This window comes from Methylomonas sp. MK1 (assembly GCF_000365425.1).
GTDB lineage: Bacteria > Pseudomonadota > Gammaproteobacteria > Methylococcales > Methylomonadaceae > Methylomonas.
Window position 1 is genome coordinate 629,212 of the sequence record NZ_AQOV01000002.1, and the last position, 25,318, is coordinate 654,529.

General features: G+C 51.9%; 23 protein-coding genes. 9 read left to right on the plus strand and 14 right to left on the minus strand.

Features of this window, described 5'->3' with window-relative positions:
• Positions 1-53 precede the first annotated feature (53 nt).
• Positions 54-776: a phosphoadenylyl-sulfate reductase gene (locus tag G006_RS0119760; RefSeq protein ID WP_020484955.1), complete on the minus strand. Its 723-nt coding sequence runs from the start codon at positions 774-776 to the stop codon at positions 54-56.
• A 4-nt stretch (positions 777-780) separates the two neighbouring features.
• Positions 781-2,367 (minus strand): glutamate--cysteine ligase, encoded by a 1,587-nt coding sequence (gene gshA, locus G006_RS0119765; RefSeq protein ID WP_020484956.1) that lies wholly within the window; start codon positions 2,365-2,367, stop codon positions 781-783.
• Positions 2,368-2,607: 240 nt separating this feature from the next.
• Between gshA and recQ the strand changes: the two genes are divergently transcribed.
• Positions 2,608-4,740 carry a DNA helicase RecQ gene (gene recQ / locus G006_RS0119770; protein WP_020484957.1) on the plus strand — a complete coding sequence of 711 codons (2,133 nt, stop codon included), beginning with the start codon at positions 2,608-2,610 and terminating at the stop codon, positions 4,738-4,740.
• On the opposite strand, the gene G006_RS0119775 is transcribed toward recQ, so the two are convergent.
• The 3 genes from G006_RS0119775 to G006_RS0119785 are packed head-to-tail and all read right to left on the minus strand — an operon-like array spanning position 4,709 to position 5,916.
• Positions 4,709-5,173 carry a DUF1249 domain-containing protein gene (locus tag G006_RS0119775; protein WP_020484958.1) on the minus strand — a complete coding sequence of 155 codons (465 nt, stop codon included), beginning with the start codon at positions 5,171-5,173 and terminating at the stop codon, positions 4,709-4,711. The genes recQ and G006_RS0119775 overlap by 32 nt on opposite strands.
• 2 nt (positions 5,174-5,175) lie before the next feature.
• A complete protein-coding gene (locus G006_RS0119780) occupies positions 5,176-5,580 on the minus strand; it encodes a 6-pyruvoyl trahydropterin synthase family protein (protein WP_020484959.1) in 405 nt (134 codons plus the stop codon).
• A gap of 36 nt (positions 5,581-5,616) precedes the next feature.
• On the minus strand, positions 5,617-5,916 hold the full coding sequence (locus G006_RS0119785) for a PilZ domain-containing protein (protein WP_020484960.1): 300 nt from the start codon (positions 5,914-5,916) through the stop codon (positions 5,617-5,619).
• A 248-nt stretch (positions 5,917-6,164) separates the two neighbouring features.
• Here G006_RS0119785 and G006_RS0119790 point away from each other — a divergent pair, with 248 nt between their 5' ends.
• The 3 genes from G006_RS0119790 to G006_RS0119800 all read left to right on the plus strand — a co-directional run bounded on the left by G006_RS0119790 (position 6,165) and on the right by G006_RS0119800 (position 9,955).
• Positions 6,165-7,178: a tryptophan--tRNA ligase gene (locus G006_RS0119790; protein ID WP_020484961.1), complete on the plus strand. Its 1,014-nt coding sequence runs from the start codon at positions 6,165-6,167 to the stop codon at positions 7,176-7,178.
• Positions 7,179-7,285: 107 nt separating this feature from the next.
• Positions 7,286-8,044, plus strand: coding sequence for a YdcF family protein (locus tag G006_RS0119795; RefSeq protein WP_020484962.1), 759 nt, complete (start codon positions 7,286-7,288; stop codon positions 8,042-8,044).
• A gap of 93 nt (positions 8,045-8,137) precedes the next feature.
• Entirely contained in the window at positions 8,138-9,955 is a 1,818-nt protein-coding gene (locus G006_RS0119800) for an ABC transporter ATP-binding protein (protein WP_020484963.1), read from the plus strand.
• Positions 9,956-10,069: 114 nt separating this feature from the next.
• Here G006_RS0119800 and G006_RS28460 read toward each other — a convergent pair whose 3' ends face one another.
• On the minus strand, positions 10,070-10,711 hold the full coding sequence (locus G006_RS28460) for a hypothetical protein (protein WP_152428978.1): 642 nt from the start codon (positions 10,709-10,711) through the stop codon (positions 10,070-10,072).
• A 743-nt stretch (positions 10,712-11,454) separates the two neighbouring features.
• Here G006_RS28460 and G006_RS28145 point away from each other — a divergent pair.
• Positions 11,455-12,054, plus strand: coding sequence for a GNAT family N-acetyltransferase (locus tag G006_RS28145; protein WP_020484964.1), 600 nt, complete (start codon positions 11,455-11,457; stop codon positions 12,052-12,054).
• 391 nt (positions 12,055-12,445) lie between these two features.
• On the opposite strand, the gene G006_RS0119810 is transcribed toward G006_RS28145, so the two are convergent.
• From G006_RS0119810 to G006_RS0119825, 4 genes are all read right to left on the minus strand, one after another.
• Positions 12,446-12,934, minus strand: coding sequence for a peroxiredoxin (locus G006_RS0119810; RefSeq protein ID WP_020484965.1), 489 nt, complete (start codon positions 12,932-12,934; stop codon positions 12,446-12,448).
• Positions 12,935-13,298: 364 nt separating this feature from the next.
• Positions 13,299-13,976, minus strand: a complete 678-nt coding sequence (gene rpiA, locus G006_RS0119815) for a ribose-5-phosphate isomerase RpiA (protein WP_020484966.1) — start codon at positions 13,974-13,976, stop codon at positions 13,299-13,301.
• Between the two features lie 47 nt (positions 13,977-14,023).
• Positions 14,024-15,052, minus strand: coding sequence for a UDP-3-O-(3-hydroxymyristoyl)glucosamine N-acyltransferase (gene lpxD, locus G006_RS0119820; RefSeq protein WP_020484967.1), 1,029 nt, complete (start codon positions 15,050-15,052; stop codon positions 14,024-14,026).
• An 8-nt stretch (positions 15,053-15,060) separates the two neighbouring features.
• Positions 15,061-17,289 (minus strand): spermidine synthase, encoded by a 2,229-nt coding sequence (locus G006_RS0119825; RefSeq protein WP_020484968.1) that lies wholly within the window; start codon positions 17,287-17,289, stop codon positions 15,061-15,063.
• 329 nt (positions 17,290-17,618) lie between these two features.
• On the opposite strand from G006_RS0119825, the gene G006_RS0119830 reads away from it, so the two are divergent.
• From G006_RS0119830 to G006_RS0119840, 3 genes are all read left to right on the plus strand, one after another.
• A complete protein-coding gene (locus G006_RS0119830; protein WP_020484969.1) occupies positions 17,619-18,359 on the plus strand; it encodes a hypothetical protein in 741 nt (246 codons plus the stop codon).
• An 88-nt stretch (positions 18,360-18,447) separates the two neighbouring features.
• Positions 18,448-19,023, plus strand: coding sequence for a hypothetical protein (locus G006_RS0119835; protein WP_020484970.1), 576 nt, complete (start codon positions 18,448-18,450; stop codon positions 19,021-19,023).
• Positions 19,024-19,082: 59 nt separating this feature from the next.
• A complete protein-coding gene (locus G006_RS0119840; protein ID WP_026147182.1) occupies positions 19,083-20,336 on the plus strand; it encodes a glutamate-5-semialdehyde dehydrogenase in 1,254 nt (417 codons plus the stop codon).
• Positions 20,337-20,384: 48 nt separating this feature from the next.
• On the opposite strand, the gene G006_RS0119845 is transcribed toward G006_RS0119840, so the two are convergent.
• The 4 genes from G006_RS0119845 to G006_RS0119860 all read right to left on the minus strand — a co-directional run bounded on the left by G006_RS0119845 (position 20,385) and on the right by G006_RS0119860 (position 23,926).
• Complete coding sequence (locus tag G006_RS0119845) at positions 20,385-21,317, minus strand: hypothetical protein (protein ID WP_026147183.1); 933 nt, start codon at positions 21,315-21,317, stop codon at positions 20,385-20,387.
• A 212-nt stretch (positions 21,318-21,529) separates the two neighbouring features.
• Entirely contained in the window at positions 21,530-21,979 is a 450-nt protein-coding gene (locus G006_RS0119850) for a hypothetical protein (protein ID WP_026147184.1), read from the minus strand.
• A gap of 103 nt (positions 21,980-22,082) precedes the next feature.
• Positions 22,083-22,481, minus strand: coding sequence for a VOC family protein (locus G006_RS0119855; RefSeq protein WP_020484974.1), 399 nt, complete (start codon positions 22,479-22,481; stop codon positions 22,083-22,085).
• 83 nt (positions 22,482-22,564) lie between these two features.
• On the minus strand, positions 22,565-23,926 hold the full coding sequence (locus tag G006_RS0119860; protein ID WP_020484975.1) for a cytochrome P450: 1,362 nt from the start codon (positions 23,924-23,926) through the stop codon (positions 22,565-22,567).
• Between the two features lie 304 nt (positions 23,927-24,230).
• Between G006_RS0119860 and G006_RS0119865 the strand changes: the two genes are divergently transcribed.
• Complete coding sequence (locus G006_RS0119865) at positions 24,231-25,220, plus strand: helix-turn-helix transcriptional regulator (protein ID WP_020484976.1); 990 nt, start codon at positions 24,231-24,233, stop codon at positions 25,218-25,220.
• Positions 25,221-25,318 lie beyond the last annotated feature (98 nt).

Here is a 25,318-nt window from a genome sequence, read left to right on the forward strand (position 1 = left end):
TTTTAAAACGCAGCGTCCATCCGTTCCTGAGGGGAGAGTGGCATTTCCATGACCTACTTCTTAACATTCCCCCCATGCAACCCACATTCCTTCTTCGCCGCATCCTCCCACCACCAACGCCCCGCGCGCTCATGCTGATTCGGCAACACCGGCCGGGTGCAAGGCTCGCAGCCGATGCTGATGTAGCCGTGTTTGTGTAGTTCGTTGAACGGCACCTGATAGGCTTCGATGTAATCCCACACCTGGGCGGATGACCAGTTCAGCAGCGGGTTGAATTTGATCAGCTGTTTGCCGGGACCGGAGAAGCCGGCATCCAGTTGCACTTCCGGGATGTCGCCGCGGGTGTCCAGGCTTTGGTCTTTGCGTTGGCCGGTGATCCAGGCGTCCAAGGTTGCCAGTTTGCGCTTCAACGGCTCTACCTTGCGGATGCCGCAGCATTGTTGGTGACCGTCTTCGTAGAAGCTGAATAGGCCTTTTTCTTTGACAAAGGCGTCCAACTGTTCGCGATCAGGGCTCAAAATCTCGATGCTAATCCCGTAATGCTTGCGCACTTGTTCCATAAAACGGTAGGTTTCCGGATGCAGACGGCCGGTATCCAACGAAAACACCTGGATGTCTTTGCGGATTTGCAAGGCCATGTCGATCAGCACGACGTCTTCCGCACCGCTGAAAGAGATGGCAATGTTTTCAAAATTAGCCAGTGCGGCTTTTAAGATGGTGCGCGGATTTTTACCTTGCAGCTCGGATTGGGCGGTGCTTAAGTCGAATTCAGTCATGGATTTAGCTCTGGGCAAAGTAACGGGATAAATACTCGTCAAAGTCCAACTTGTCGTTGGCTTCGATGTCGGCTTGTTTTTGCAACGACGCGGCAGCCATGTCCTCGAATTGCCGTTGTGTCTCATCGTCCAGGGGTTCGGCGTTGAAATAATGCTTATGTAGCGCCGAGGTGTTACTGGCGAAGCAGCCAAACTCCTGGCCGTTCTCGCGCATGCAGGCCAAAATCCGTGCCGACGGCGTCAGCGCCGGGTTGTCCACTACTGCCAACTGATGTTGCAAAGCCAATTGGTAAGGTCGCTCCAAACTGCCTCTATCCAGTACCGCGCAGATAGGTTGCATGGCATAGAGGATGCTGTGTGCCCATTGCTGTAAGGTGACGGTGTCGCCGTTGCGGTTTAGCTGTAGACCGGGGCGGCGGCCCTCATTCGCGACCAGCAATTGGTTGCTGTTGTTAATCTGGAATTCGTCCGGGCCTTGCGGGGGGCTGTCCTGCAATAGGCAGTACAACAAAAACGCCTCGACAAAGCGGGCGGTGCTTTCGTCGATGCCGATCGGATTCAGCAGATTCAAGTCCAGCGAGCGCATTTCCACATACAGCACGCCGCGCCGTTTCAGCGCCAGCGTCGGCTTCTCGCCGGATTTGGCGATCTGCTTGGGGCGCATGGTGCTGTAAAACTCGTTTTCGATTTGCAGGATGTTGGCGTTCAGCTGCTGATACTCACCGTCCACTTTCACGCCGATGGCTTCATAGTCCGAATACGGGGTGTTGATGGCTGCGCTCAGGCTGTCCACGTAGCCGTCCAGCGAGTTGTAATCGATCTTCAAGCCCGCCTGGTTCTTGCTCTTATAACCGATGTCGCTCATCCGCAGCGAGGTCGCATAGGGGTGGAACACGGTGTGTTCGTCGAATTCCTTGAATTGCTCCATCAATTGCGGGCGGCTTTTGAAAAAGGTTTTGCAAATGGCCGGCGAGGCGCCAAACAGATACAGAATCAGCCAGCCTTGGCGGTGGAAGTTACGGATCAAACCGAAATAAGCGTTTGAGATAAAGTCTTCCAGGCCGGTCGTGCAGCCGCTTTGCTTGTACAGCGCCGGCCACAGCGCCTCCGGCACCGAATAATTGAAATGGATGCCGGCAATGGCTTGCATGGTGCGGCCGTAACGGTGCCACAAACCTTTACGGTAAACGTGCTTCATCTTGCCGATGTTGGACGTGCCGTACTCGGCGATGGGGATGCTCAAGTCGCCGTCGATACCGCAGGGCATGCTGGTGGCCAGCAGCATTTCCTCGCCTAGATGCGGATAGACAAACTGGTGGAGCTGGTGCATGTAATCCAGGGTTTGGCGGATGTCGGCAAACGGTGGGGTGATAAATTCCAGCAGCGCTTCCGAATAATCGGTGGTGATGTACGGGTGGGTCAACGCCGAACCGAGCGCCGTGGGGTGAGGTGTTTGCGCGATCTCGCCATGCTCGGTGATGCGCAGGCTTTCTTTCTCGATGCCTTTCAGGCCTTGTTTTAACAGGTATTGTTGATCGTTATCGATCAGATATTTAAGACGGTCGGGTAAACGGCAGTAAGTAATGAGCATAGAAAATTAGGCGCCTTCCGCGGCTTGGGTAAGCGCGGCATTATATAGGGTGGATTTTGATTTATTGAAATCGGCGTGCTGTAAAGTGAATCAAGGAGATTGGGGATGTGCGTTACTATTTCAAGGCGTAGAAGGCCGTGGCGGATTTAGCTTGTTTCGGGCGTTTGCGGATGATGGTCTGATCTATGGTCTAATACCTCAACGACTTTTTGCCGGTTTAGATTTAGCAAGTAATGATTTATGACCAATAACTCCGCCCTGCAAACCCTGCATAGCGTGTTCGGCTACGACAGTTTTCGCGGCCAGCAGCAACAGATTATCGAGCAATTGATCGGCGGCCGGGATGTGTTGGTATTGATGCCGACCGGCGGCGGCAAGTCCTTGTGTTATCAGATACCGGCCTTGGTGATGGACGGCGTCGGCATCGTCATTTCGCCGCTGATTGCGCTGATGCAGGATCAGGTCAGCGCCTTGCATCAGGTTGGCGTGCGAGCGGCCTATTTAAATTCGACGTTGGCGTTGGAGCAGGTGCGCGAGATCGAACAAAAATTGCAGAACGGCGAGTTGGATTTGCTGTACATCGCGCCGGAGCGGTTATCCAATGCCAGAACCCAGGCCCTGTTTGCCCGTTGCAAGATTGCGCTGTTTGCGATCGACGAGGCGCATTGCGTATCGCAATGGGGGCATGATTTTCGCGCCGATTATTTGTTGTTGTCGGTGTTGCATGAGCAGTTTCCGCAAGTGCCGCGCATTGCCTTAACCGCCACAGCGGACGAGCGTACCCGCCAGGAAATCATTACCCGTTTAGCGCTGGAACAGGCCCAGGTGTTTGTCAGCGGTTTCGACCGGCCGAATATCCGCTATCGGATTATTCAGAAAGACAATGCCAGGCAGCAACTGCTGACATTTATCCGCACCGAACATCCGGGCGATACCGGCATCGTCTATTGCCTGTCGCGGAAAAAAGTCGAAGAAACCGCCGAATGGTTGAATGACAAAGGCCTGAAAGCCCTGCCGTATCACGCCGGTATGGAGCATCGCGAACGGCAGAAAAATCAGCACCAGTTTTTGATGGAAGATGGCTTGATCATCGTCGCCACCATCGCTTTTGGCATGGGTATCGATAAACCCAACGTGCGCTTCGTGGCGCATCTGGATTTGCCGAAAAGCGTGGAAGCTTATTACCAGGAAACCGGCCGGGCCGGCCGTGATGGTCTGCCGGCCAATGCCTGGATGGCTTACGGCTTACAAGACGTGTTGACGCTGCGACAAATGCTCAGCACCTCCAATGCGGATGAGGCGCATAAGCGGGTGGAGTTGCACAAACTGGATGCGATGCTGGCCTTGTGCGAAATGGTCAGTTGCCGGCGGCAGGCCTTGCTGGCTTACTTCGGCGACGTTTTGGAACAAGGCTGCGGCAATTGCGATACCTGTCTGGAGCCGGTGGAAACCTGGGACGGCAGCGTCGCCGCGCAGCAAGCTTTGTCCTGCATCTATCGTACCGGCCAGCGTTTTGGCGTGACGTATTTGATCGACGTGTTGCTGGGCAAAGCCGATGACCGTATGCGCCAATTCGGCCATGATAAGCAGTCGACGTTTGGTATTGGTAAAGCCCTGGACGAGAAACAATGGCGCTCGGTGTTTCGGCAATTGGTGGCCAAGTCTTTGGTGGAAATCGACTTTGAAGGCCACGGCAGCCTGAAACTGACCGATGCTTGCCGGCCGGTGTTGCGCGGTGAGCAAACCTTGATGCTGCGCAAGGATGCGCAAATCGCCAAAACCCGGCGCGAAAAAACTGAAAAGCGCCAGCCGGGTGGGGCGGCGGACAGTGCCTTGTGGAACGCTTTGCGTGCCAAACGCAAAGCTTTGGCCGACGAGCAGGATGTGCCGCCGTATGTGATTTTTCACGATGCGACTTTGATGGCGATGGTCGATGCCCGGCCGCGTAATCATCAGCAATTGAGCATGTTGTCCGGCATCGGCCAGCGCAAGCTGGAATTATACGGCGATGAGTTTTTGGCCGTGTTAGCCGAGTTTGACGACGAGCCGCCGGCGGCGGCCACTGACACAGTGGCGGAAAGTCTGGATTTATTTCGATTGGGTTATAGCGTCGAGCAAGTCGCCAAGCAACGCAGCCTGAGTGAGGATACCATTTACAATCACATGGCCAAAAGTCTGGAGTTGGGGTTGGTGGCTCTGGGTGATGTGTTGTGTTTGTCGCCGGCGGAAGTCAGTGAAATCGAGGCGGTGTTGTTAAGTTTGCCGGAAGAGCAGCGCAACGCCTTGAAGCCGGTTTACGAGCAACTCGGCGGCGTTTATAGCTATGGGGTATTGCGTTGCGTCAGAGCGGCTTTACAGCAGCAACTTGGCTGAATTTGCCGTGGCTGAAACGGTATTCAGTCTTTAGGCAATGGTCCAGCCATTTTTGCAGGAAATAGTTTAAGCGCCATTTGTAATTGCGGATTTCCACCAAGCTGCCGGGGTTTTGATAGACCTTGTCAACCGCCGGCCGGTCGATGTCGCGCAGCACTTCCGCCAATTGCGCATCCAGATAAATCCGAATTTTTACTGCCGGCACGATTTGTTCCGATAGCTGTTGATCGAAGCAATGGCTGAGTTCGATCGTCAAGGTGTAGGGATTACGTTCCAGCACTTCCAGATATAACGCCGGTTTGTTCTGCGTCAGGCCGACGGCGGTTTTATCAAAAGAACGCAGATTCGGAATCAGCCTGAACAGCTTTTGATAGTTGGATTCGCAGATCTTTTCCAGACAAAGCGCCGTGTTGACCGGTTGCACCAAGCTCATCGTCACTCTTCCCGATAGCAGGCATTGGCGCTGGCGGTTTCCCACAACACCACTTGATCGACATTAAAGCCTTGTTGTTTGACGTGGTTGTATATCATCTTGCTCAACACTTCGGCGGTGGGATGTTCGTCGATAGCCAAAAACTGCTCGTTGTTGGCGACCAGGGCCGGGATGATAGGGTCGTCTTTATGCAGCAAAAAGTTGTGATCCAGTACCTTATTGATAAAGCCATCCACACAGTCTTTCACGTCGGAAAAATCGCAGACCATGCCTTGGTCGTTGAGGCTGTGTTGTTTGATGGAGATGCTGGCTTTGACACTGTGGCCGTGCAAGTTGCGGCACTTGCCCGGATGGTTCATTAGGCGGTGGCCGTAGCAAAAATAAACTTCTTTGGTGATGATATACATAGCGTGCTACGTCCTTGTGAGAAACGGGTGCTGTCCTTAATTACCTTTGATGCTTTTGATCGAGGCGGCTATTTCAAAGCTGCCGTCGCCTTGTTTGACGCTACGCACCACTTCGATGAAGGCCGTCATCGGCGGGGTGATTTGGGTTTTTGGCATGATGCTGACTTCCATGGCCAGACCGATCTCGAATGGCCGTTCGGCAATAAACGATACGCCGGCGCCGCTTAGTGTCGTGCATCTGCCGGTGCTGACCTCGCTGGAATCGGCCAGCTTATAGGTAATGTCACAGTCCACATCCATACGGATGTAATCGCGTTTTTCATCATGATTCAGCATTGGCTTCCCCCGATTCGGATTGGCAGTAGTTGGGTAAAAAATCAGTCGCAGGGAGTTTACTATAAAAAACCGCCGCTCTGGTTAGGAAATAGTGGCTCATATCGCCCGAATCACCGGATTTTTTGGGAGGGCTGTGACGCAGTTGGCATCCAGGCAAAAGGCAAGTCCGGCGGTTTTATTGCCTGACTATCCCAGGCTATTTGTGTAAAATTCCGCCACTTTTCAATACAGACAGCGCAGGCAGCAGCATGAGTAAATCCATTGTCCTTACCGGTATCACCACCACCGGCACGCCGCATCTAGGCAATTATGCCGGGGCGATTCGTCCGGCGATCAATGCCAGCAAAGACGAGCAGGTCAGGCCGTTTTATTTTTTGGCCGATTATCATGCACTGATCAAATGCAGCGAACCGGCGAGGGTCAAGCAATCCAGTCTGGAAATCGCCGCCACCTGGCTGGCCTTGGGTTTGGATACCGCCAACGCGGTATTTTATCGCCAGTCCGACGTACCGGAAATTTTGGAACTGACCTGGATGTTGACCTGCGTGACCGCGAAAGGTTTGATGAATCGCGCCCATGCTTATAAAGCCGCCGTGGCCGAAAACGAAGAAACCGAAGGCAACGATCCGGACAAAGGCATCACGATGGGCTTGTTCAGCTATCCGATCCTGATGGCGGCGGATATTTTGATGTTCAACGCCAACAAGGTGCCGGTGGGTAAGGATCAAATCCAGCACATCGAAATGGCCCGCGACATCGCCAGCCGCTTCAATCATATCTACGGCGAGCATTTTGTGCTGCCGGAAGCGGTGCTGGACGACAACGCCGCCACCTTGCTGGGTTTGGACGGTCGGAAGATGAGCAAAAGCTACAACAACACCATCCCGCTGTTCGAACCGGAAAAGAAACTGCGCAAGTTGATCAACAAGATCAAGACCAATTCCCTGGAACCCGGCGAACCCAAGGATACGGAAGGTTGTACCTTGTTTGGCATCTATCAGGCCTTCGCTAATCATCACGAAGTCGATGCGATTCGTCAGCGTTACGCGGAAGGCATCGGTTGGGGCGAGATGAAGCAGGTGTTGTTTGAGAAAATCAACGGCGAAATCGCCCCGGCCCGCGAGCGTTACGAAGCCTTAATGCAAGCGCCGGAGCACATCGAGCAACAATTGCAGGAAGGCGCCGAGAAAGCCCGCGCGATCACTAGGCCGTTTATCAACACCTTGCGGGAAGCGGTGGGGATTTCCAAATTGGCGATGTAAGGGGAGAAAGTCTGTAGAGACGCAAAATCTTGCGTCTCTAGTTCACTCCCAATAGGGCCGGTCTATAGCCCTATCGACTGATACTTGCTCAAGGATGATCGTATCCAATGTCCATCATCGCGATTTACGTTATCAAGCTACTGTTGTTGCCGCCAACCTCTTTGGCAATGCTGGCGCTGGCCGGCTTGCTGTTAGGCAAGCGTAAAAGGGGAAAGAACATGGCGATAGTCTGTCTGGCACTGTTGTGGTTACTGAGTTTGCCGATTGTCGTTAAGCAATGGGCCTTGCTGTGGGAGCGGATTCCGCCTCTTTCTATAGACGCCGTACAGCCATTCAAACCGCAGGCCTTGGTGGTGATAGGCGGCGGTATTGAATACTCGGCGCCGGAATATCCAGAGCAAGTCACTTTACATGTCAGAACCTTGCTGCGCGTGCGCTATGCCGCCAAGTTGGCCGGGGAGTTGGGTCTGCCGATTCTGGCTTCCGGGGGCGGCACGCTGGAATCGGACGATATTCCCGAAGCGGAGTTGATGGCACAAACCCTGGATAATGAGTTTAAAACTCCCGTGGCCTGGCAGGAACCTCGCAGCAGCAATACCGCCGAAAATGCCCGCTTCAGCCGCGAGCTATTAAAGGAGTTTGGTATCAATAAAATCGTGCTGGTTACCCAGGCCTACCATATGCCGCGTGCTGCTTTGGAGTTTCGCAAAGCTGGTTTCGAGGTGTTGCCGGCACCGACGGCGTTTATCGGCCACGCGGGCGAAACCCGTTTATTGGATTGGTTGCCATCACCAAGCTCTTGGGCCAACAGTTTTTTGCTGGCGCACGAAATGATAGGTATGTGGTGGTATCGGATTCGGTACTGATTTAACTGCCGGCTGGGTCTGGCCTGTTCATCAACGGCGCTGCCGCCGGGCAATTGGCTATAATGGCCGGCAGCTTTCTTAACTAATGCCATCATGTCCAAATCATCCACCAAGGAGGGTCTCCGTCGCGCAGCGGACGCACCGCCGTTACCTGCCAACCCCTGGCGTTTCATCCTATTCTGTCTAAAGCCATTCCGTTGGCTGTTGTTGTTGATGCTGATACTGGAAACCGGTCAGGCTGCCGGCAGCATTCTGGTGCCGTATGCGATTAAAGCCTTGATGGACGCGGTCGCCAGTCAGCCCATGCCGGTTAGCGATTGGCTGGAGACTTTCAAGCAACCCTTGCTGCTACTTGCCGGCTTGAATCTGGCCGAGATTATTTTCAGCCGCAGCAGCGGCGCGGTGCTGATCATCATGGGCCCGCGCTTGCGGCAGGGCACGGCGCGGTCCTTGTTTGCCTATCTGCAAAACCACGCGCCGCGCTATTTTGGCAATCATTTTGCCGGCGCGCTGGCGCATCGCATCAGCGAAACCGCGATGAGCGTCAATCACACCACCTGGTCCATCATCTGCGATTTCTGGCCGATAGCCGTGACATTCACGGTGTCGGTGACGCTATTGCTGGGGGTGCATCAAGGCCTGGGTTTATTCGTCGCTGCCTGGGTGTTGATGTATGTTTTGATCTCCTATTGGCTGGCGACCCGCTGCCAACCCTACGCGCAGGATTTTGCGGCCACCCGCAGTATGGTCAACGGCAAGATCGTCGATGCTGTCACTAATATTCTAAACGCCAAGCTATTCGCCCGCTTGCAGCATGAACGCACATATCTGGATAGCTTTCTGGACACCGAACTAAAAAGCGCCCGCCGCACCTTTTGGTATATGGAGCGGGTACGCTGGTTTCAATTTACCGCCGCTGCCATCCTGAAAATCGGCACCATCGGCTATGCCTTGCAACTGTGGCAAGCCGGGGAAATCAGCGTCGGCGCCTTTGCCATGAGCACCGGCCTGGCGATTTTGGTGATCGGCGATGCCCGCAACTTGAGTCGGCGTTTTCTGGAGTTTTTCGAGTACGTCGGCAACGTCGCCAACGGCGTGGACACCATCATCCAAAGCCACGAAATCATCGACGTGCCGGACGCCAAACCCTTGCAAATCAACCAAGGCCGCATTGAATTTAAAGACGTCTGCTTTAGTTACGAACCGGGGCGACAAGTATTCGATCATCTGAGTGTGGTGATCGAGCCTGGGCAGCGGGTGGGCTTGGTTGGTTTCTCCGGTTCCGGCAAATCCACCTTTGTGAACTTGATTCTGCGCAACTTCGAACCGCAAGCCGGTCAGATTCTGGTGGATGACCAAGATATTTTACTGGCGACCCAGGATTCCTTGCATGCGCAAATCAGCCTGATTCCGCAAGACCCCAGCCTGTTCCACCGCAGCCTGAAAGAAAACATCGGCTACGGCAAACTGGATGCCGACGAAGCGCAAATCAGCTTTGCCGCCAAACTGGCGCACGCCGAGGAGTTTATCGCGGCAATGCCGGAAGGCTACGAGTCGCTGGTCGGCGAACGCGGTGTGAAACTGTCCGGCGGCCAACGCCAACGCATCGCCATCGCCCGGGTGATGCTGAAAGACGCGCCGATTCTAATTCTGGACGAAGCTACTTCCAGCCTGGACTCAGTCACCGAAAAAACCATTCAGGAAAACCTGGACCGGGTCATGGGCCGCAAAACCGTCATCGCCATCGCCCACCGTCTCTCCACCATCGCCCATTTGGATCGGGTGCTAGTGTTCGATCAAGGCCGGATTGTCGAGGACGGCAGTCATCAGGAATTGTTGGATAAGCAGGGCTTTTATTATCGGCTTTGGACCATGCAGGCGGGTGGGTTTTTGCCGGATGGGGTGGTTTAGTTGATTGAAATTGGAAATCAAAAAGGTGGGCAATGCTGTTCTGCCCACCGATACTGAGCAGTAACGATAATCTCGCGTGTGCACAAAAACCGTGCCCACCCTAAAAGGCTAGCTTTATCTTTTAGCTCTTTTCCACATTCCGAAAAAACCTAACGTAGAAGCAAATAACCAGATGGCTGAGGGCACTGGCACTGCCGAAGCGACGATATTATAGGTGTATCCGCCTCCCCAGTAGTAAGTGCCATTTGGCCGATAGCCGCTTAAGGTTATTTTTCCGTCTTGTATTTGTCCAGATAAAGTCGAACTTGGCCCGCTTTGATAGCCGCTGCAGTATGTGTCGGCTGTTTTAGGGCCTGAGCAGGGAGAATCGCTTCCCGCAAACTGGACAGAATTTGTAAGCTCGCTAAAAAAGCTAGGCAAATTGAATTCTGATGGGAGGCCGTTCGCAATGATCACCGAGTTGCTAATCTGCGCCCAATCGCTAGGGTTACTCCAAGAAAAATGATTGAAATTTAAAGTGAATTTTCCCGATACATTATAAGTTACCGAGGGAGAGAAGCCTCCCGAGCCATTTGAATCAACGCTTATTGTGCCGGGATTGTAAGTTACGGTACTTTGTGTGGCATCGATAATATAGCTTTGGCTGGTCAGATAATCAGAAGTATCGGCAATAGATGCCGCCGCGTTGTCCATACCTGCAAACAAGATGCTAACAACAGCAATGTAACGTAAAAACATAACTCCAATAAATTTCATAAGATCATCCCAATTGATGTTTTTTAAATAAAGTGAAAAATACAATATTGTTAGCGCCTAAGATAGGTGGCATTAGAGTCTCATACGGAACATTTTAAGTCAATGCTTGGTCAGCAAGTAGCGAGTAGCCTCGATGCAATCGAGGTTTCGAAAGCCAATATCCGTCAATTGCCGACATGTGTTTGGTGGTCGGTAAGCCGCCTCCCTCGATTCCGCTAACGCTGCATCGAGGCTACAATCGCCGAACTTCAATCGACGTTAGGAATGGAGATGGTGGCGTATCGGCGCAATTTTTGACTGGCTCCCACGCTCTGGCTTGGGAGCCTTGGTCTTGGAAGCTATTGCTTCCAGTCGAGTCGGGAAGCGGAGCTTCCGAGATAGAGTTCCCAAGCGAGTAGCCTCGATGGAATCGAGGTTTCGAAGGCCAATATCCTTCGATTGCCGATATGTGTATGGTGGTCGGTAAGCCGACGCCCTCGATTCCGCTGACGCTGCATCGAGGCTTGATGGCCTGACTTCAATCGACGTAAGGAATGGAGATGGTGGCGTATCGGCGCAATTTTTGACTGGCTCCCAAGCTCTGGCTTGGGAGCCTTGGTCTTGGAAGCTATTGCTTCCAGTAGAGTCGGGAAGCGGAGCTTCCGAGATAGAGTTCCCAAGCAGGAGCTTGGGAACCAGGTAATCGATCAAATCGCTGTTGACTCAGGCGTTGACTGGCCAGGGTATCGGTGTCGGCAAACGTCATGACGGCAGTGTATCTATCTGGCAACGGCGTTATTGGGAACATACCATTCGCGACGAACAGGATTCATCTGCATGTACAGATAGTTGGACAAACAAAAACCAGATTCCTTATTTCGCATATGTCGATACGTCTAGCAACTCCTGCCGATGCCAGCGCAATTGGTCAAATTCGCGTGGATGCTTGGCGAGCCGCTTATCAGCCCTTCATGCCGCAGGAGTATTTGGAAGCTTTAGATCCTTCAGCAAATCTGGATTTGCTAGCAGAACGGCTAAGTAAGCCAACAAAGGAATTCATGGTGTTCGTCGCCGAGGACGAAGGCAATACGCTTGGGTTTTCAATTATCGGCGCGCCGCGTTATCCGACACAGGAACTGACTATTGAACTTTGGGCGCTTAATGTATCGCCTGCTTATTGGCGTCAGGGGTTTGGGAAAAAGTCGGGGAGTCGCTATTTTTGCCGAAAGATTTTTTCGAGCTTCCCAGCAGGAAAAAATCGGCAAAAACTACGCGACCGCTTATGCCTGCGGCGCCCCGATTCGTCCGCGTCACCTCGTTCCGACCCAACAAGGGGTCGAAACTTAGGCTCTCGCATGACTTAACGCCGTGTCGCGATGCCTTGCAGGTTTTCTCCGCTTCGCTGCGAAAACCCGCCCGGCGCTACGGCTATCGGGGACTAAAAATCTTCACTTCGCTAACGCTCCGTTTCCAAGATTTTCAGCGCTAGTGGATCATTCGGTTGCCGAATCATCCTGTTTGGGTTTTTCCCGTATCGAACTTTGGTGCATCAAAGGTAATTCGCCAGCCGAAGCTACCTATACTGGTTGCGGATTTACTTGCACCGCCAAAGAGCGCACATCCTCTGCGTTCACCGGACATCCATTAAGTGAAGCGCTTTACGCAAAGACGCTTTAACGTCGGTTGTAAGCGGTGCGGTTTGTGAGATCACCGCACCATATACGCCCTTAAGCTGGGTAAATCTTTGTCGTCGGGTTATGCCTCAGCTGGTGCATTCAAACCCTTGATAATATCCAACACCGCCTGCGCATGTCCTTCATGGTTAACGCCATACATGGCTTCGATCAGCTTGCCGTCTTTGCCGATGATGAAAGTCGAGCGCACAATTTTCCATTTTTTCACGCCTTCTTTTTCCACTTCCTGCCAAACGCCGTAAGCTTCGCAGAGGTCGCCGGAGGTATCGGCCAGCAGTTGTACGTTCAGGCCGTACTTGGCGATGAAGTCGCGGTGGCTTTGGCAATCGTCTTTGCTGACGCCGATGATCACGGTGTCTTGGGCGTCGAATTCGCCGGCTAGCGCGGTGAAGTCGTTGGCTTCGATGGTGCAACCGGGGGTGTCGTCTTTGGGGTAGAAGTACAACACCACATTTTTTTCATCTTTGTAATCGGAAAGATAAATCAATTTATTGTCTTGATTGGCGGATCTAAAAAAAGGCGCTTCTTGGTTTTTTTCTAATTGTGACATGCGGTTCTCCTCTTGATTTCGGCCGGATAAGCTCCGGTGCTTGGGCTGTCGGCGGCGTTTTGCGGCGCCAGGTTTTCACGACGCTGGGTCGTTGAAACTGCGAGACTCATTTGCGTAAAAGCCGAATGCGACGATTATGTACCAACTGTTTAGCCGGCTTCTACCACAAAAGCGGTGGGATAAAGGTGAGTCGATGGGGGCTCAATATGTTGGACGGTTCCTTAAAAAGCCTAATCCTGTCGTTCCCGCGAATGCGGGAATCCAGAACAATCAAAAGACTGGATCCCCGCATTCGCGAGGATGACGGGTGTTCTAGGGGCTCTTGAGCGAATGCTTCGATGGGGAGAGGACACTGGCTTTACTCTCAAGCCCATTGTTCGTCCACTTGCCCATCATGTCCGCAAAATACTGCACGGGTCAGGCCGCAAAATATCCCGTGTTCGACAATGCCCGGAATTGCATTCAGCTGATCGTTCAGGGTGTTGCCGTCCAGAGTCGATTCGAAGGCCACGTCCAGCACCAGACTGCCGTGCGAGGTAACCACCAGGCCGTCCTGATTCGCGGTTTGCCGCAATGCGCCATGGCCACCAATCTTCGCGACGCTTTGCTGCACCAGCCGCCAGGCAAACGGACTAACTTCTATGGGAATCGGGAAATTCTCGCCTACGCGTTTGACTTTCTTGCTGGCATCGATCAGCACAAGAAACGAGTCGGCGGCCTTGGCCAATAACTTCTCGCGGACCAGATCGTAACCGCGGCCTTTCAGCAAAGTCAGGTCGGGAGTCACTTCGTCGGCGCCATCGACATATAAATCCAGACCGTCGATATGTTCTATGCCAAGTAGGGGCAAGCCCAGTTGTTTGGCCTTAATAGCGCTGACGACCGAACTGGAAACCACCTTGAACTTAAGGCCCTCCTCATTTTGCCGACGTGCGAGTGCTTCTATGAAAAAATTGGCCGTCGAACCGGTACCCAGTCCCACTATCATGTCCGCCTTGACTTGCTGCGCCGCGTGTTCGGCAACCCGTTGTTTGTCGTTCATGATCTGATCCTGTTGAGTTGTATAGAAAATTGCCCTTACAAACTGGCTTACTCTTCCAGCTTGAGAACCCGCGCTTCCAGCGCTTTAAATTTTTGCATCAGTTCCGGCAATTTGGCCAGCGCTGCCAACTCCTTCCAAGCCACTTTGCGGTCTTTGGCTGGGCTGCCGAACACTTGCGCACCGGGATCGATGTCGCCGGAGATGCCGCTACGGGCCATCACCACCGCGCGCGCGCCGATCTTGACATGGTCGGCCACGCCGGTGCTGCCGGCCAGAATCGCGCCGTCTTCGATGATGCAGGAGCCGGAAATACCGGACTGGCCGCATATAATCACGTTGCGGCCAACGATATTGTTGTGACCCAATTGCACCAGATTGTCGATCTTGCTGCCCCAACCAATCTTGGTCGCGCCCAGTGCGCCGCGGTCGATGCAGGTGTTGGCGCCGATTTCGACATTGTCGGCAATTTCCACGTAGCCGACGTGCGGTACTTTGACGTGCTGATTGTCCCGGAATTTATAGCCAAAGCCGTCGGCACCGATGACTGCGCCGGCATGAATGATCACGTTATTGCCGATGATGCTGTGGTCGTAAATCACCGCGTTAGGATGGATATGGCAGTGTTTGCCGATCATTACATGATTGCCGATACGGGCGCCGGCTTCGATGGTGCTGCTGTCGCCGATGCTGCTTTGTTGACCAACCGTGGCGAACGGGCCAACGTGTACGTCATAACCCAGTGTGGAGGTGTCGGCCAAAACCGCATGTTCGGACACCTGGCGTTTAAACACCGGTTCCGGATGTAGCAACTTAACCGCATTTAAAAAGCTGATCTCCGGGTCTTTACAGACTAGCAATGTCAGGTTTTCCGGGATTTCGCCGTCTACCAGTTGCTCGGCGATAAAACAGGCCGAAGCCTTGGAGTCTTTTAGATATTTTTTGTATTTACCGTCGCTGAGGACGGTGACTTGATGGGGAAGGGCGGACATGATGTCCGCCGCAGAATTAATAAAGGTTGTCGAGTCGCCGCCCTGGGCGGTGGCGTCGCAACGCTGGGCAAGGTCCGTAATGAGCATGTCCTATCCTATTTCCAAATGCCAATAATATGAGTGAAGTCGTCGGTCCAGGGTTGCAGACCAAACGTCAGCGGCAGTTTCTGCCAATGCCCGAGCCGGCTTTGCTGCAAGCGTTGCAGGCGCTCGGGCTGTTTTGCGATCACCACCCAGTCGGTGGCGATGACTAGAGGGACATCGGTTTCCGGTTTAAATTCCTGCAACAAGGCCGCCAGATGCAATTGATTGACATGGTCGGCCATGACTTTTTTCAAGGCCAGATGGCGGTTGGTGATATGAAAAGCCAGTAAACCGTTGTCTTTCAGCTTGCTAAAGTATAGCTGCAAAGCCTCGCGCGTCAGCAGATGCGTGGGTACCGCGTCGGAGCTGAAGGCGTCCATAATCAATAAATCGAAGCTGCCATCGGCTTCCTTCAGCAGCGATTGCCGGGCGTCGCCGACGATCATTTCCGCCTGCTTGTTGCAGCGGCTTAGATAGGTAAACCAGGCCGGGTTTTGCGCCACTTCCACTACCAGCGGGTCGATTTCATAGAATTTCCAAAGTTGGCCTTCCTTGTTATAGCAGGCCAGTGCACCGGCGCCCAAACCCACCGCGCCGATGTGCCAATGCCGATTTTCGCCGTCAAACTCCGCAAACACTTGGCCGATGGGGCCGGGGCGGCTGTAATAGGTTAACGGCGTGGTGACGTTGGCGGCGGTCAAGCGTTGCGCACCGTGTTTGGTGGTGCCGTGATATAACTCGCGGACGGTTTCCGGCCGTTGGTTTTCATCGGGGATGACGGTATCGCGCACCGACATCACGCCAAAAAAGCTGCGTTCCTGGTAAATGGTGTTGGAAGCCATACTATGCAAGCCCAGCGTGAACAACAAAATCACCCCCGTCAACGCGCCCAAACCGATGGGGCTATGCCGTAGCGAATAACTCAAGCCGGCCAACAGAATCAGCGCGCCGCCGATTAAGTCCAGGTAATCGAACAGCTGCTCGGTAGTGAAATAAACCGTCAGGCCGATGATTAATAACAACACCGGAAAAATCGGCTGCAAAAACCATTTGCCCTCGAAAAAGCCGGGACGCAGCAGCAAGGCGGCGACGATCATGATGGGATACTCGTACACCGCATTAAAGATAAACGGCGCGACGAAGGTATTGAACAAACCGCCCAGCATGCCGGCAAACGACATCACCAGATAAAAGCGAGTCAGATATTGCGGATGCGGGCGGCTTTTAGCCAGTTCGCCGTGGCAAACCATCACCGCCAGGAAGAAGGCCAGCAAGTGCAGAATCAAGTCCAACCAATAGGGCAGGGTGGCGGGATTGATGAAGGAATAAGCGATGAATACCGTCAATACTGCCGGTTGTGCAGCCAGCATCCAAGGCCGGATGCGCTCGGCCCAGGTGCTGAACACCAGGATGAAGGTCAGCAAATACAAGGTCAGTGGCACGATCCACAGCAAGGGTACGGCGGCGATATCGGTGCTAATGAACTGCGTCAAGCCCAGTAGCAAGCTGGACGGTACGAAAGCCAGCGCCAGCCAGCGCAGTTGTTGCAGCGTCGACGGCGGTTCGATGCCGGCATCGCTTAATACTTCGTCGTCTGCGTTATCGGCTTGGCTGCGCCAGAAGCTGACTGCGCAAACGACAATCAACGCGCACAAGCCAATATAGCCGCCGCTCCAAATCAGTCTTTGATTGGCCAAACCCAGGTTAGGCTCGATCAGGAATGGATAGCTCAACAAAGCCAGCAAACTGCCGGCGTTGCTGGCGGCATATAAATAGTAAGGATCGTCGCTACTATGATGACCGCTATGCGAAAACCATTTTTGCAACAGCGGCGCGGTGGTGGAGACCACGAAAAAGGGCAGGCCGATTGCCAGGAATAAGGTCCAGACCAGCCACAAAGTCGGGTCGCCGTCGGTCGGCGGTGCGGAATCCGGCGGCAGCGCTACCGGCAGCGCAATCACGCTGAAAACCAGCAAAGCGGTATGAATCTGAATCTGCCTTTGACTGCCCAGCCGCGAACTCAACCAATGCGCATATAAGTAGCCCAGAAACAGCAGCGTTTGGTAAAACACCATGCAGGTGTTCCACACCGCCGGCGTGCCGCCTAACAGCGGCAGCAACAGCTTGCCGAACATCGGCTGCAACACGAACATCAGCGTGGCGCTGATAAACAGGGTGGCGGCGAATAAAATAACGGGAGAAATCAAAGCTTTGGCGGTGGGTTGCGGAGTGTTATTCATTGTAATTATGCGGGTTCCGTGCGTGTCCTGGCCCAATGATAAAGCATTTGGCTTTTAAAGTGGTTTTGGATGAGGGTGTGCGGGTGCGGTATCTGGCATTAGACCTGCTGGTGCGTCGGAGAGATTAGCGCTTTTTCTGTCAAATCGGAAAGGGATGTCTATGCTTTTATCTCAGCGTTTTAGATGCGATGTGGTTATCGATCCTTATGTTTCTGAGCGACTGTAGTTTTTTGACTCATTTGTTCGGTCTAAATTGTCATATAACATTGGAAGCTGAAAGATAGTCAATAACTATAAAACCGTTTATTAAGATTTATGGAAGACTAAAAATGACCTTGGAATTTAAACTTCAGGCTTGGCCAATTGTTCTGAATACCCTAAAAATAGCTTGGATAACTAAGAAAGCATTCTTCAATGTAATTTCGCTGCCAACTTTTATTTTATTAGTTTATTCTGCATTGATATTTAAGTACGCTAATAATATTGGATTTCCATTGGCTTTGTTGTCTATGGGTGTACTTGGTATTGGTTTGTCCTGGCTTGCAATAATATGTCATCGTCTGGTTCTTGTAAGTGATTTTAAGGTATATAACAACTTTGACTTCAGAATGGGTGTGCGATCGGCTAAGTTTTTAGGGATGCTTTTTCAGGTATTTATAGTCGTGAGTCTTGTCGAAGCAATTGTTTTTATGAGTACGTTGTTTATGTTTAACAGGAACTTGCCCTCGATTGGCCTGGAGGATGTAAAGTTTTGGATAAAACTATTTTCTCATGTTGTAGGCGGATATATAACTGCAAGGCTAAGCTTGGTGTTTCCCGCTATCGCAATCGACAAAAAAGTGAGTTTAAAATGGTCTTGGGTTATTACCCGCGGTAATGGTTTTAACATGTTTGCCATAGTCTGTTTGTTTCCGCTATTTTTTAATTTTATTATTACAATGCTTTGGCGTGAAAACGCTACTGACATTGAAAATGCCGTGTTATCAATTGCAATGTTTTTTGTTACGGCCATTGAGGTTATCGCTCTTTCACTTGCTTTCAAGGAATTTGAGAGCTTTTATAGTCAGTAGGATGCGGTAAATAATGTGCACCGCATCGTTCGCGATTGGTGCGGTTAGTAAATCCACCACACCCTTGTTCTGATTGGGAATCACAAATATGAATTATCGCGTGCTTTCTTTTATAGCTCTTCTAACGGCATTTCCTTTGGTGTGTTTCGCGAAGAAACCACTCGCTGAAGTCGAGATCACTAGCCGCGTCGTTCAGTCCGCAAAGAAATATATCGACTCCATTGCATGTGACGCAGTTACAACAACTAAGCACGTTGCGGCCCTTAGTCCATTTAAAACTGTCGAGGACCAAGACAGCGCGAAATATGCTGTTCTATGGTCTGGAGATATTGGTTGCCTCGGTGGCTCAGGTTCAATTCAAAACTATGTTGCATTGGTAACAATTAGTCCTAACGGACGTTTTCTTGTGGATTCGACAAAATCTTCGCCTGCTGTTCAGTTTGGCGGCTTTCCTTCAAGAAATTTCCCAAAACTTGTCGGAAATACGGACAACAGTATCGTTCTCGAGGGATTAGACGATGACCCGGAAGGAATAGAGGGTAAATGTTGTCCTTCGCTACCGGTACGCGTAACTGTTAGCATTGACGCGAACGGGAACTGGGTGATTGTGGATAGGAAGGTGTTACCTAGGAATGTAAATGCTAACCGTATTCCGCGCCGTTAGTTTAGAGCGCTAAGATTAATCTGTTCAATCTCAATCGTCTCAAAATCAAACTAAAAAACATGACTACCAACCCCATCCAAACCATCGCCCAACAAAGTCGCGCTGCATCTCGCCAACTAGCATCAGCCTCTGAATCGACGCGTAATCTGGCGTTGGCGAAAATGGCCGAGGCGCTGGAGTCGGTCAGGCAACAGGTGTTGGACGTCAACGCCCAGGAAATCGTCAAAGCTCGCGACGAAGGGCAAACGGACGCGATGGTCAAGCGGCTGACGATAGACGACAAAACCTTTAATTACATGTTGTCGCGCTTGAAAAAAGTCGCGCAATTGCCGGACCCGTTGAATCGGATATTGACCGGCCATACCAATCCGGCCGGACTGCGGGTGTACAAAAAATCGGTGCCGCTCGGCGTGATCGGCATTATTTACGAGTCGCGCCCCAACGTCACCACCGATGCCGCCGGAGTGTGCATCAAAAGTGGCAATGCGGTGATCTTGCGTGGTGGCTCGGAAGCGCTGAAAACCAATACGATACTCACCGATGCGATGATTGCCGGCGCGGTCGCCGCTGGTCTGCCGGAAAATGCAATCCAAATCATCCGCACGCCCGGCCACGAGGCGGTCGGCGAACTGTTGAAAATGGACGAATACATCGACGTGTTGATTCCGCGCGGCGGTAAAGGCTTGATCAAACGCATCGCCGAAGGCACGCGGATTCCGGTCATCAAGCATTACGACGGCATTTGCCACCTGTATCTCGCCGCCGATGCCGACCCGGAACAAGCCGTTGCCTTGGCCGTGAATTCCAAATGCCAAAGCGTGCAGGTTTGTAACGCGCTGGAAACATTGCTGGTGGACAGCGCATGCGCCGGACAGCTGTTGCCGCTGTTGCAAACGGCATTTACCGAAAACCGCATTGAACTGCGCGGTTGCGAACAAACCCAAAAATTATTGCCCGCCGTAGTTCTAGCCACCGAAGAAGATTGGCATACCGAATACCTGGCGCCTATTCTGTCGGTGAAGATCGTGGACGGCATTCAACAAGGCATAGACCACATCAACCGCTACGGTTCCGGCCACACAGACGGCATTGTCACGCAAAGCTTGAGCCTGGCCCGGCAGTTTGAAGAACAGGTGGATTCCGCGTCGGTGATGATTAACGCCTCGACCCGTTTGTCGGGCGGCGGTGACTACGGTTTGGGCTCGGTGGTGGGTATCAGCACCGACAAACTCCATGTGCGCGGCCCGGTCGGACCGGATGAGCTCACCACCTACAAGTGGGTGGCGTATGGGGATGGACATTTGCGTGGCTAGGTAGCAAAGCTAGAGCGCTATCACCAATGTAAATACACGAAATGCCGATTATTTTTCTATCCTCAAACCAATACCCATGTGATCGGTAACAGCGGCTGAATATCTGCCGCCGCCGGTTACCGGCGTCGATTGCGAGAGGTAGATCACTTCCGCCAGTTTTAGACTGGTCGTGTTATAAACGGCGACATCATATTTTTTGGACGCCGTGCTATTGGTCCCGTCAAAACTGCGTTGATGAGAGTCGAACGGGTTTATGCTATCGCCAGGATGGGCGTCGCTAAATTTGATGCCCAACGCTCGACTAAGCACCCTGGCAGTAAAATCGTTAGTCGGCTGATTCGTATCGCCCATCACCACGTCAATCGGACCCAGTCCGACTTGAATCACCATGCTATTAATTTTCTGGTAATAGCTCATCAGGCTATCTTCGCTTTTGGCGATTGAATTGGGCACGTGTACGAATACCACGATGATGTTGTGACAGGCCACCGCCAACCAGCCGTCACCTTCGCCCAAAAACTTATTGGCCGTACCGTTGGTAGAATGGACGCTGAAGCAATTGCAAGCCTTGGCAGGCGAGGACGTATGAATCAATTGCCCGGCGTTGCTTTGCATGGATGTCCAGTCCGAATGGCTGCTATCCAGTTCGCCACACACCAGTAAATCGACGCCGCCGAAGGCGCGTATCAGGTTTTGGTAAATTTGCCGGACCTTATTGGCAACCATACTCGAGAAACTGTCGTTGCTGTGCTGGCCTTTATCCATGTATCCGGACGACGCTGTCGAACGCAGTTCGGCCGGACCTTGCACTGGAATGTCCGGCGAAATATCGGGAGCGGTGGGCAGAACCAGATTCCAAGGGGCCGAATTCTGAGCCAATTGGTCATGCGTCATTCTCGTAAAATGCTGAGAATTGGATGCGCTGATACCGTGGTCCGTGCTGGAATTGGAGTTAAGGGATTGGTACGCAATAATCGGCATGTTTAGGTCCTCAAATCCAGTGAGATATTGTGTGGAAGTAACGGGGATATCACACAGAGATATGTCAATGAGGATATTGTCCGCCGATGGTAGCAGTTTGTCCGGTGGCTCTCAATAGCCTGACTAGCGGCTCCGCTAATCAGGTAATTCAATATTTATAGTATGACTGGCGCCGAAACTGTTAATTTGCGATAGTCGCGCGTCATAACTAATTAGTTTTCGCCTCTACTAATATTATGCTGATGCTCAATAGATTCGGTTAAGTTATAGCCATTGTCATTAAATAAGTCGCCGGTAAAAAACAAGCGCATATCAATAATCCAGCCAATTTTTCTTTGCTTGTTATTTTCGACAATAATAGTTGCCAGCTTTTGGTTGTTATCAATAACTTGGGTCACAATTGTCTTTGGATAGTCAGGGTCTTCTTTTAGAGCCCCGGATACTATGCGCTGAGCGGATTCTATGCTCAGTATCTGGGTTGTATTAGGTGTAGCCGTGTTTTTATCGTTTATTAACGATTGCGCCTTAAAATAACCAATATCATAAGCAAATTTAAAAATCAGGCTAATTGCAATTGCCACGCCCCACACGGACAGGCCAATTTTTAATCGTCTTCTAACACGGGGGCTGGATAGTCTTTGGAGAAAAACTCTAAATTTCATTTTGTTGAGGTTATATGGCCTTATTTTTGGATATTAATGATTGCAGTTGTTTATAAATAAAAATTCAAGTCATCGGTTATTTTGGCAGTTGCACAAAGCCCTGTTAGTCTAATGGAAAGAACGGATTGAAGCACACCTCCCAAAGGAAACCGTCGGGGTCGGCAAAATAGCCTCTGAAGCCACCCCAAGCGGCTTTTTCGCCGGAACGAACCAGCTTGCCACCGGCGGAAACCGCTTCTAACAATGTTGTCTCAACGTCCTGTTCCGACGGCACATTGTGAGCCAGGGAAAACCCTGGAAATCCTGATCCCTCCGGCGATACATTCGCATCGTCCGCCAGCGCTTCGCGGCCGAATAGGGCAAAGGCGATGCTCCCGACCTGAAAAAATGCTACTTCCTCTTGACTGCCGGACGATTCTTGCCAGCCCAGCGCCTGATAGAAACGCCGGCTTCGTTCCAGGTCGGCTACGCCTAGTGTGACAAAACTAATGGTCTGTTTCATGACATTCCTTGTTAGGTAAAGATAGCCATATTCGCGGCTCGCACAGAGCCGATTGGCAAATAGAATCAGCGCTGACTATAAGCTTAACTAATTGGTTCCACTCTGCCAACAACCGGCCGATCCGGTTTTAACGTGATACTGAATGCTTCTTTTACGGAAATATCGGTTTCGAAGCTGAATTCTCTGAAAAAACTGGCGATAACCAGCAACATTTCCAACTCGGCGAAATGTTTGCCTATGCAATTATGTACACCGCCACCGAAGGGAAAAAAAGCGAATTTGTGTCGTTCCGGCGTCGCGGTTTCCAGGAATCTATTCGGATTAAACTCTTCCGGTTTATCCCAAAGCCCGGGGTGATGGTGAGTGGAGTGCATGCTTAGTAAAACCGTAGTCCCTTTGGGAATGCCATAGTCGCCGAGCTCGATGTCCTGCACGGTTTGCGTCGATAGCGCCGAAGTCGGCGGGTAAAGGCGCAAGGTTTCGCTTAGCGCAGCCTTGGTATAGCTCAGTTGGCTCAGGTGGGACGCGCATAGCGGCTCTTCGGGCAACTGGCGGATTTCCGCGGCAATCTTGTTGCGCACATCGGCATGCTTGCCGGTTAAATAAAAAAACCACAACAAGGTGTTGATCGTGGTTTCCTGGCCGGCAAAGAACAGATTAACGGCTTCGTCTTGCAGTAGTTCGTCAGGCATTGTGTAGCCGGTACTTCTGTCGCTAGACTGAATCAACAGCGATATCAGGTCTTGCCCCGGATTGTGCTGTTTTTCCGCAATTTCCTGACCAATAAAGGCTTTCAGATAATCGACCGCGGCGTGATAGCGCTTGGATTTCAACGGAATAAAGCGCTTCAAGCGGCTGCCAAAAATGATTTCGCTACCTAACTGTACCGGCAACTCCTGGCAGATTACTTCGATAACCTTGATCAGTTCAGCGCTATTGCTAATGCTGTCCACCGATTTACCGAGCAGGATGCGGATAAAAATTCGCTGAATCAGATTTTTCATCGCCAAAGTCAAATTGACTTGGCCAGCTGCCGCTTTTTTCAAGTTGCCCGCCACGGTGGTGGCTTCCTCGATCATAATCAACTCGTAATGCTTAACCGCCTCTTTGGTAAACAAGGGCTGCATCAAGCGGCGCTGCTTGCTCCACACTTCGTTCTGGCTGTTAACCAAACCGTTGCCGAACAGTACTTGCTTGGCCTCGTAAAGAAAATCCCGGTTCAACAAGCCTTTGCCTTCCAGGTTAAAAATTTGTTCGATGTGTTCAGGGCTGCGGACGAACAGTATTTTTCTACCGAAAAGCCGTCCCAGCACCAGATCCCCGTACTGATTGTGGATCCAGGCCAAGGTCGCCAACGGCCGCCAGATCAATTGCATCATCGGCAGAAATACCGAATGTTCGGCTAAGGATTTTTCCGCTTGGTTTAGTGGTGTTGGGTTTTCCATTGTTTGATAACCAGTAGGTGTTTTTTGGTCTTATCTTATAGATTTTCGGCTAATTCGACTTTGTCAGAATACTTAATCTACATTTCTCAGTCCGTCGTTTCGGCAGGGATTGCCGAAATCCAGACTCCATGGACAGATCGAAGCTTACCGTCAATCGCACTGGATACCCGTTCTTGTAGCCTGTGGTTATCCCAGCGGATATGACGAGCGTTTTTATAATCTGACAAACTAGAATCAACTTCTCAAATAAAGAAAGCTGGACTAGGCTGTTAGGGAAAAATCATCAGGGATAGAGATTTAAGCCATGCAGCACATCGACAAAATTTTCAAACTTCACAACCTGCTGAAACACCGGCGCACACCAATATCTGGAAAGGAACTCGATAAACAATTGGGATGCTCAAAATCCACTAGGCAGCGCTTGTTGGATGACCTGCGCTACCATTTAAACGCGCCGATTTTATGCGATCGTTCGGCCGGCGGTTATTACTACGATCGTGAAGATCCAGGTTACCCGTTCGAACTGCCCGGCATATGGCTAACCGCCGAAGAGCTACAAGCCCTGATCGCTTGCCAACACCTGCTCGGTAATCTGGCGCCGGGATTATTGCAAAATGAAATCGGCCAGCTGCGCGACCATCTGGAAAAATTATTGAACCGCTTGCCGGGCGTGAAATCTCCACAACTCAACCGCATCAAAATACTCAGCCAAGCCTATCGCAGCCGCAATGACGAGCTGTTTCTAACCCTGGTCCAATCCCTCTTCAATCAGCAACAATTGCAGATCCAATACCACGCCCGCAGCGACGACCAATACAGCGAGCGCCAGGTGTCGCCGCAAAATCTAGTGCTGTACAAGGACAACTGGTATCTGGATGCCTATTGCCATCAGCGCAACCAGCCGCGTACCTTTGCCTTGGACCGGATCAAGTCCGCAACCGTCAGCGGCCAACCGGCTTACTTATTGGAGCCGGACACCCTTCAACAACATTTCGGCTCGTCTTACGGCATCTTCGCCGGCACGCCCGAGCATACCGCCATCCTAAGTTTCTCTGCCCAGGCCGGCCGCTGGGTGGCCGATGAATGTTGGCACAGCCAGCAGCAAAGCCAGTGGCTGGACGATGGCCGTTACCAACTGAGTATTCCCTTCAACCGTCATGAAGAATTGTTGATGGATATTTTGAAGTACGGCGCGGAGGTGGAAGTGGTGGCGCCTGAGTTTTTGCGGGAGTTGGTCAGGCAGCAGGCCGAGCAACTATTGACGTTATATCACCAAAGTATACCCAAGATGTAGGGTGGATAAGGCAACAGCCTCATCCGCCAAGCGGCCGGGGGCTTAGGCGTGTTTGAACGTCTTACGAGATGATGATCAGCCGCTTTTGAACAAAAAAA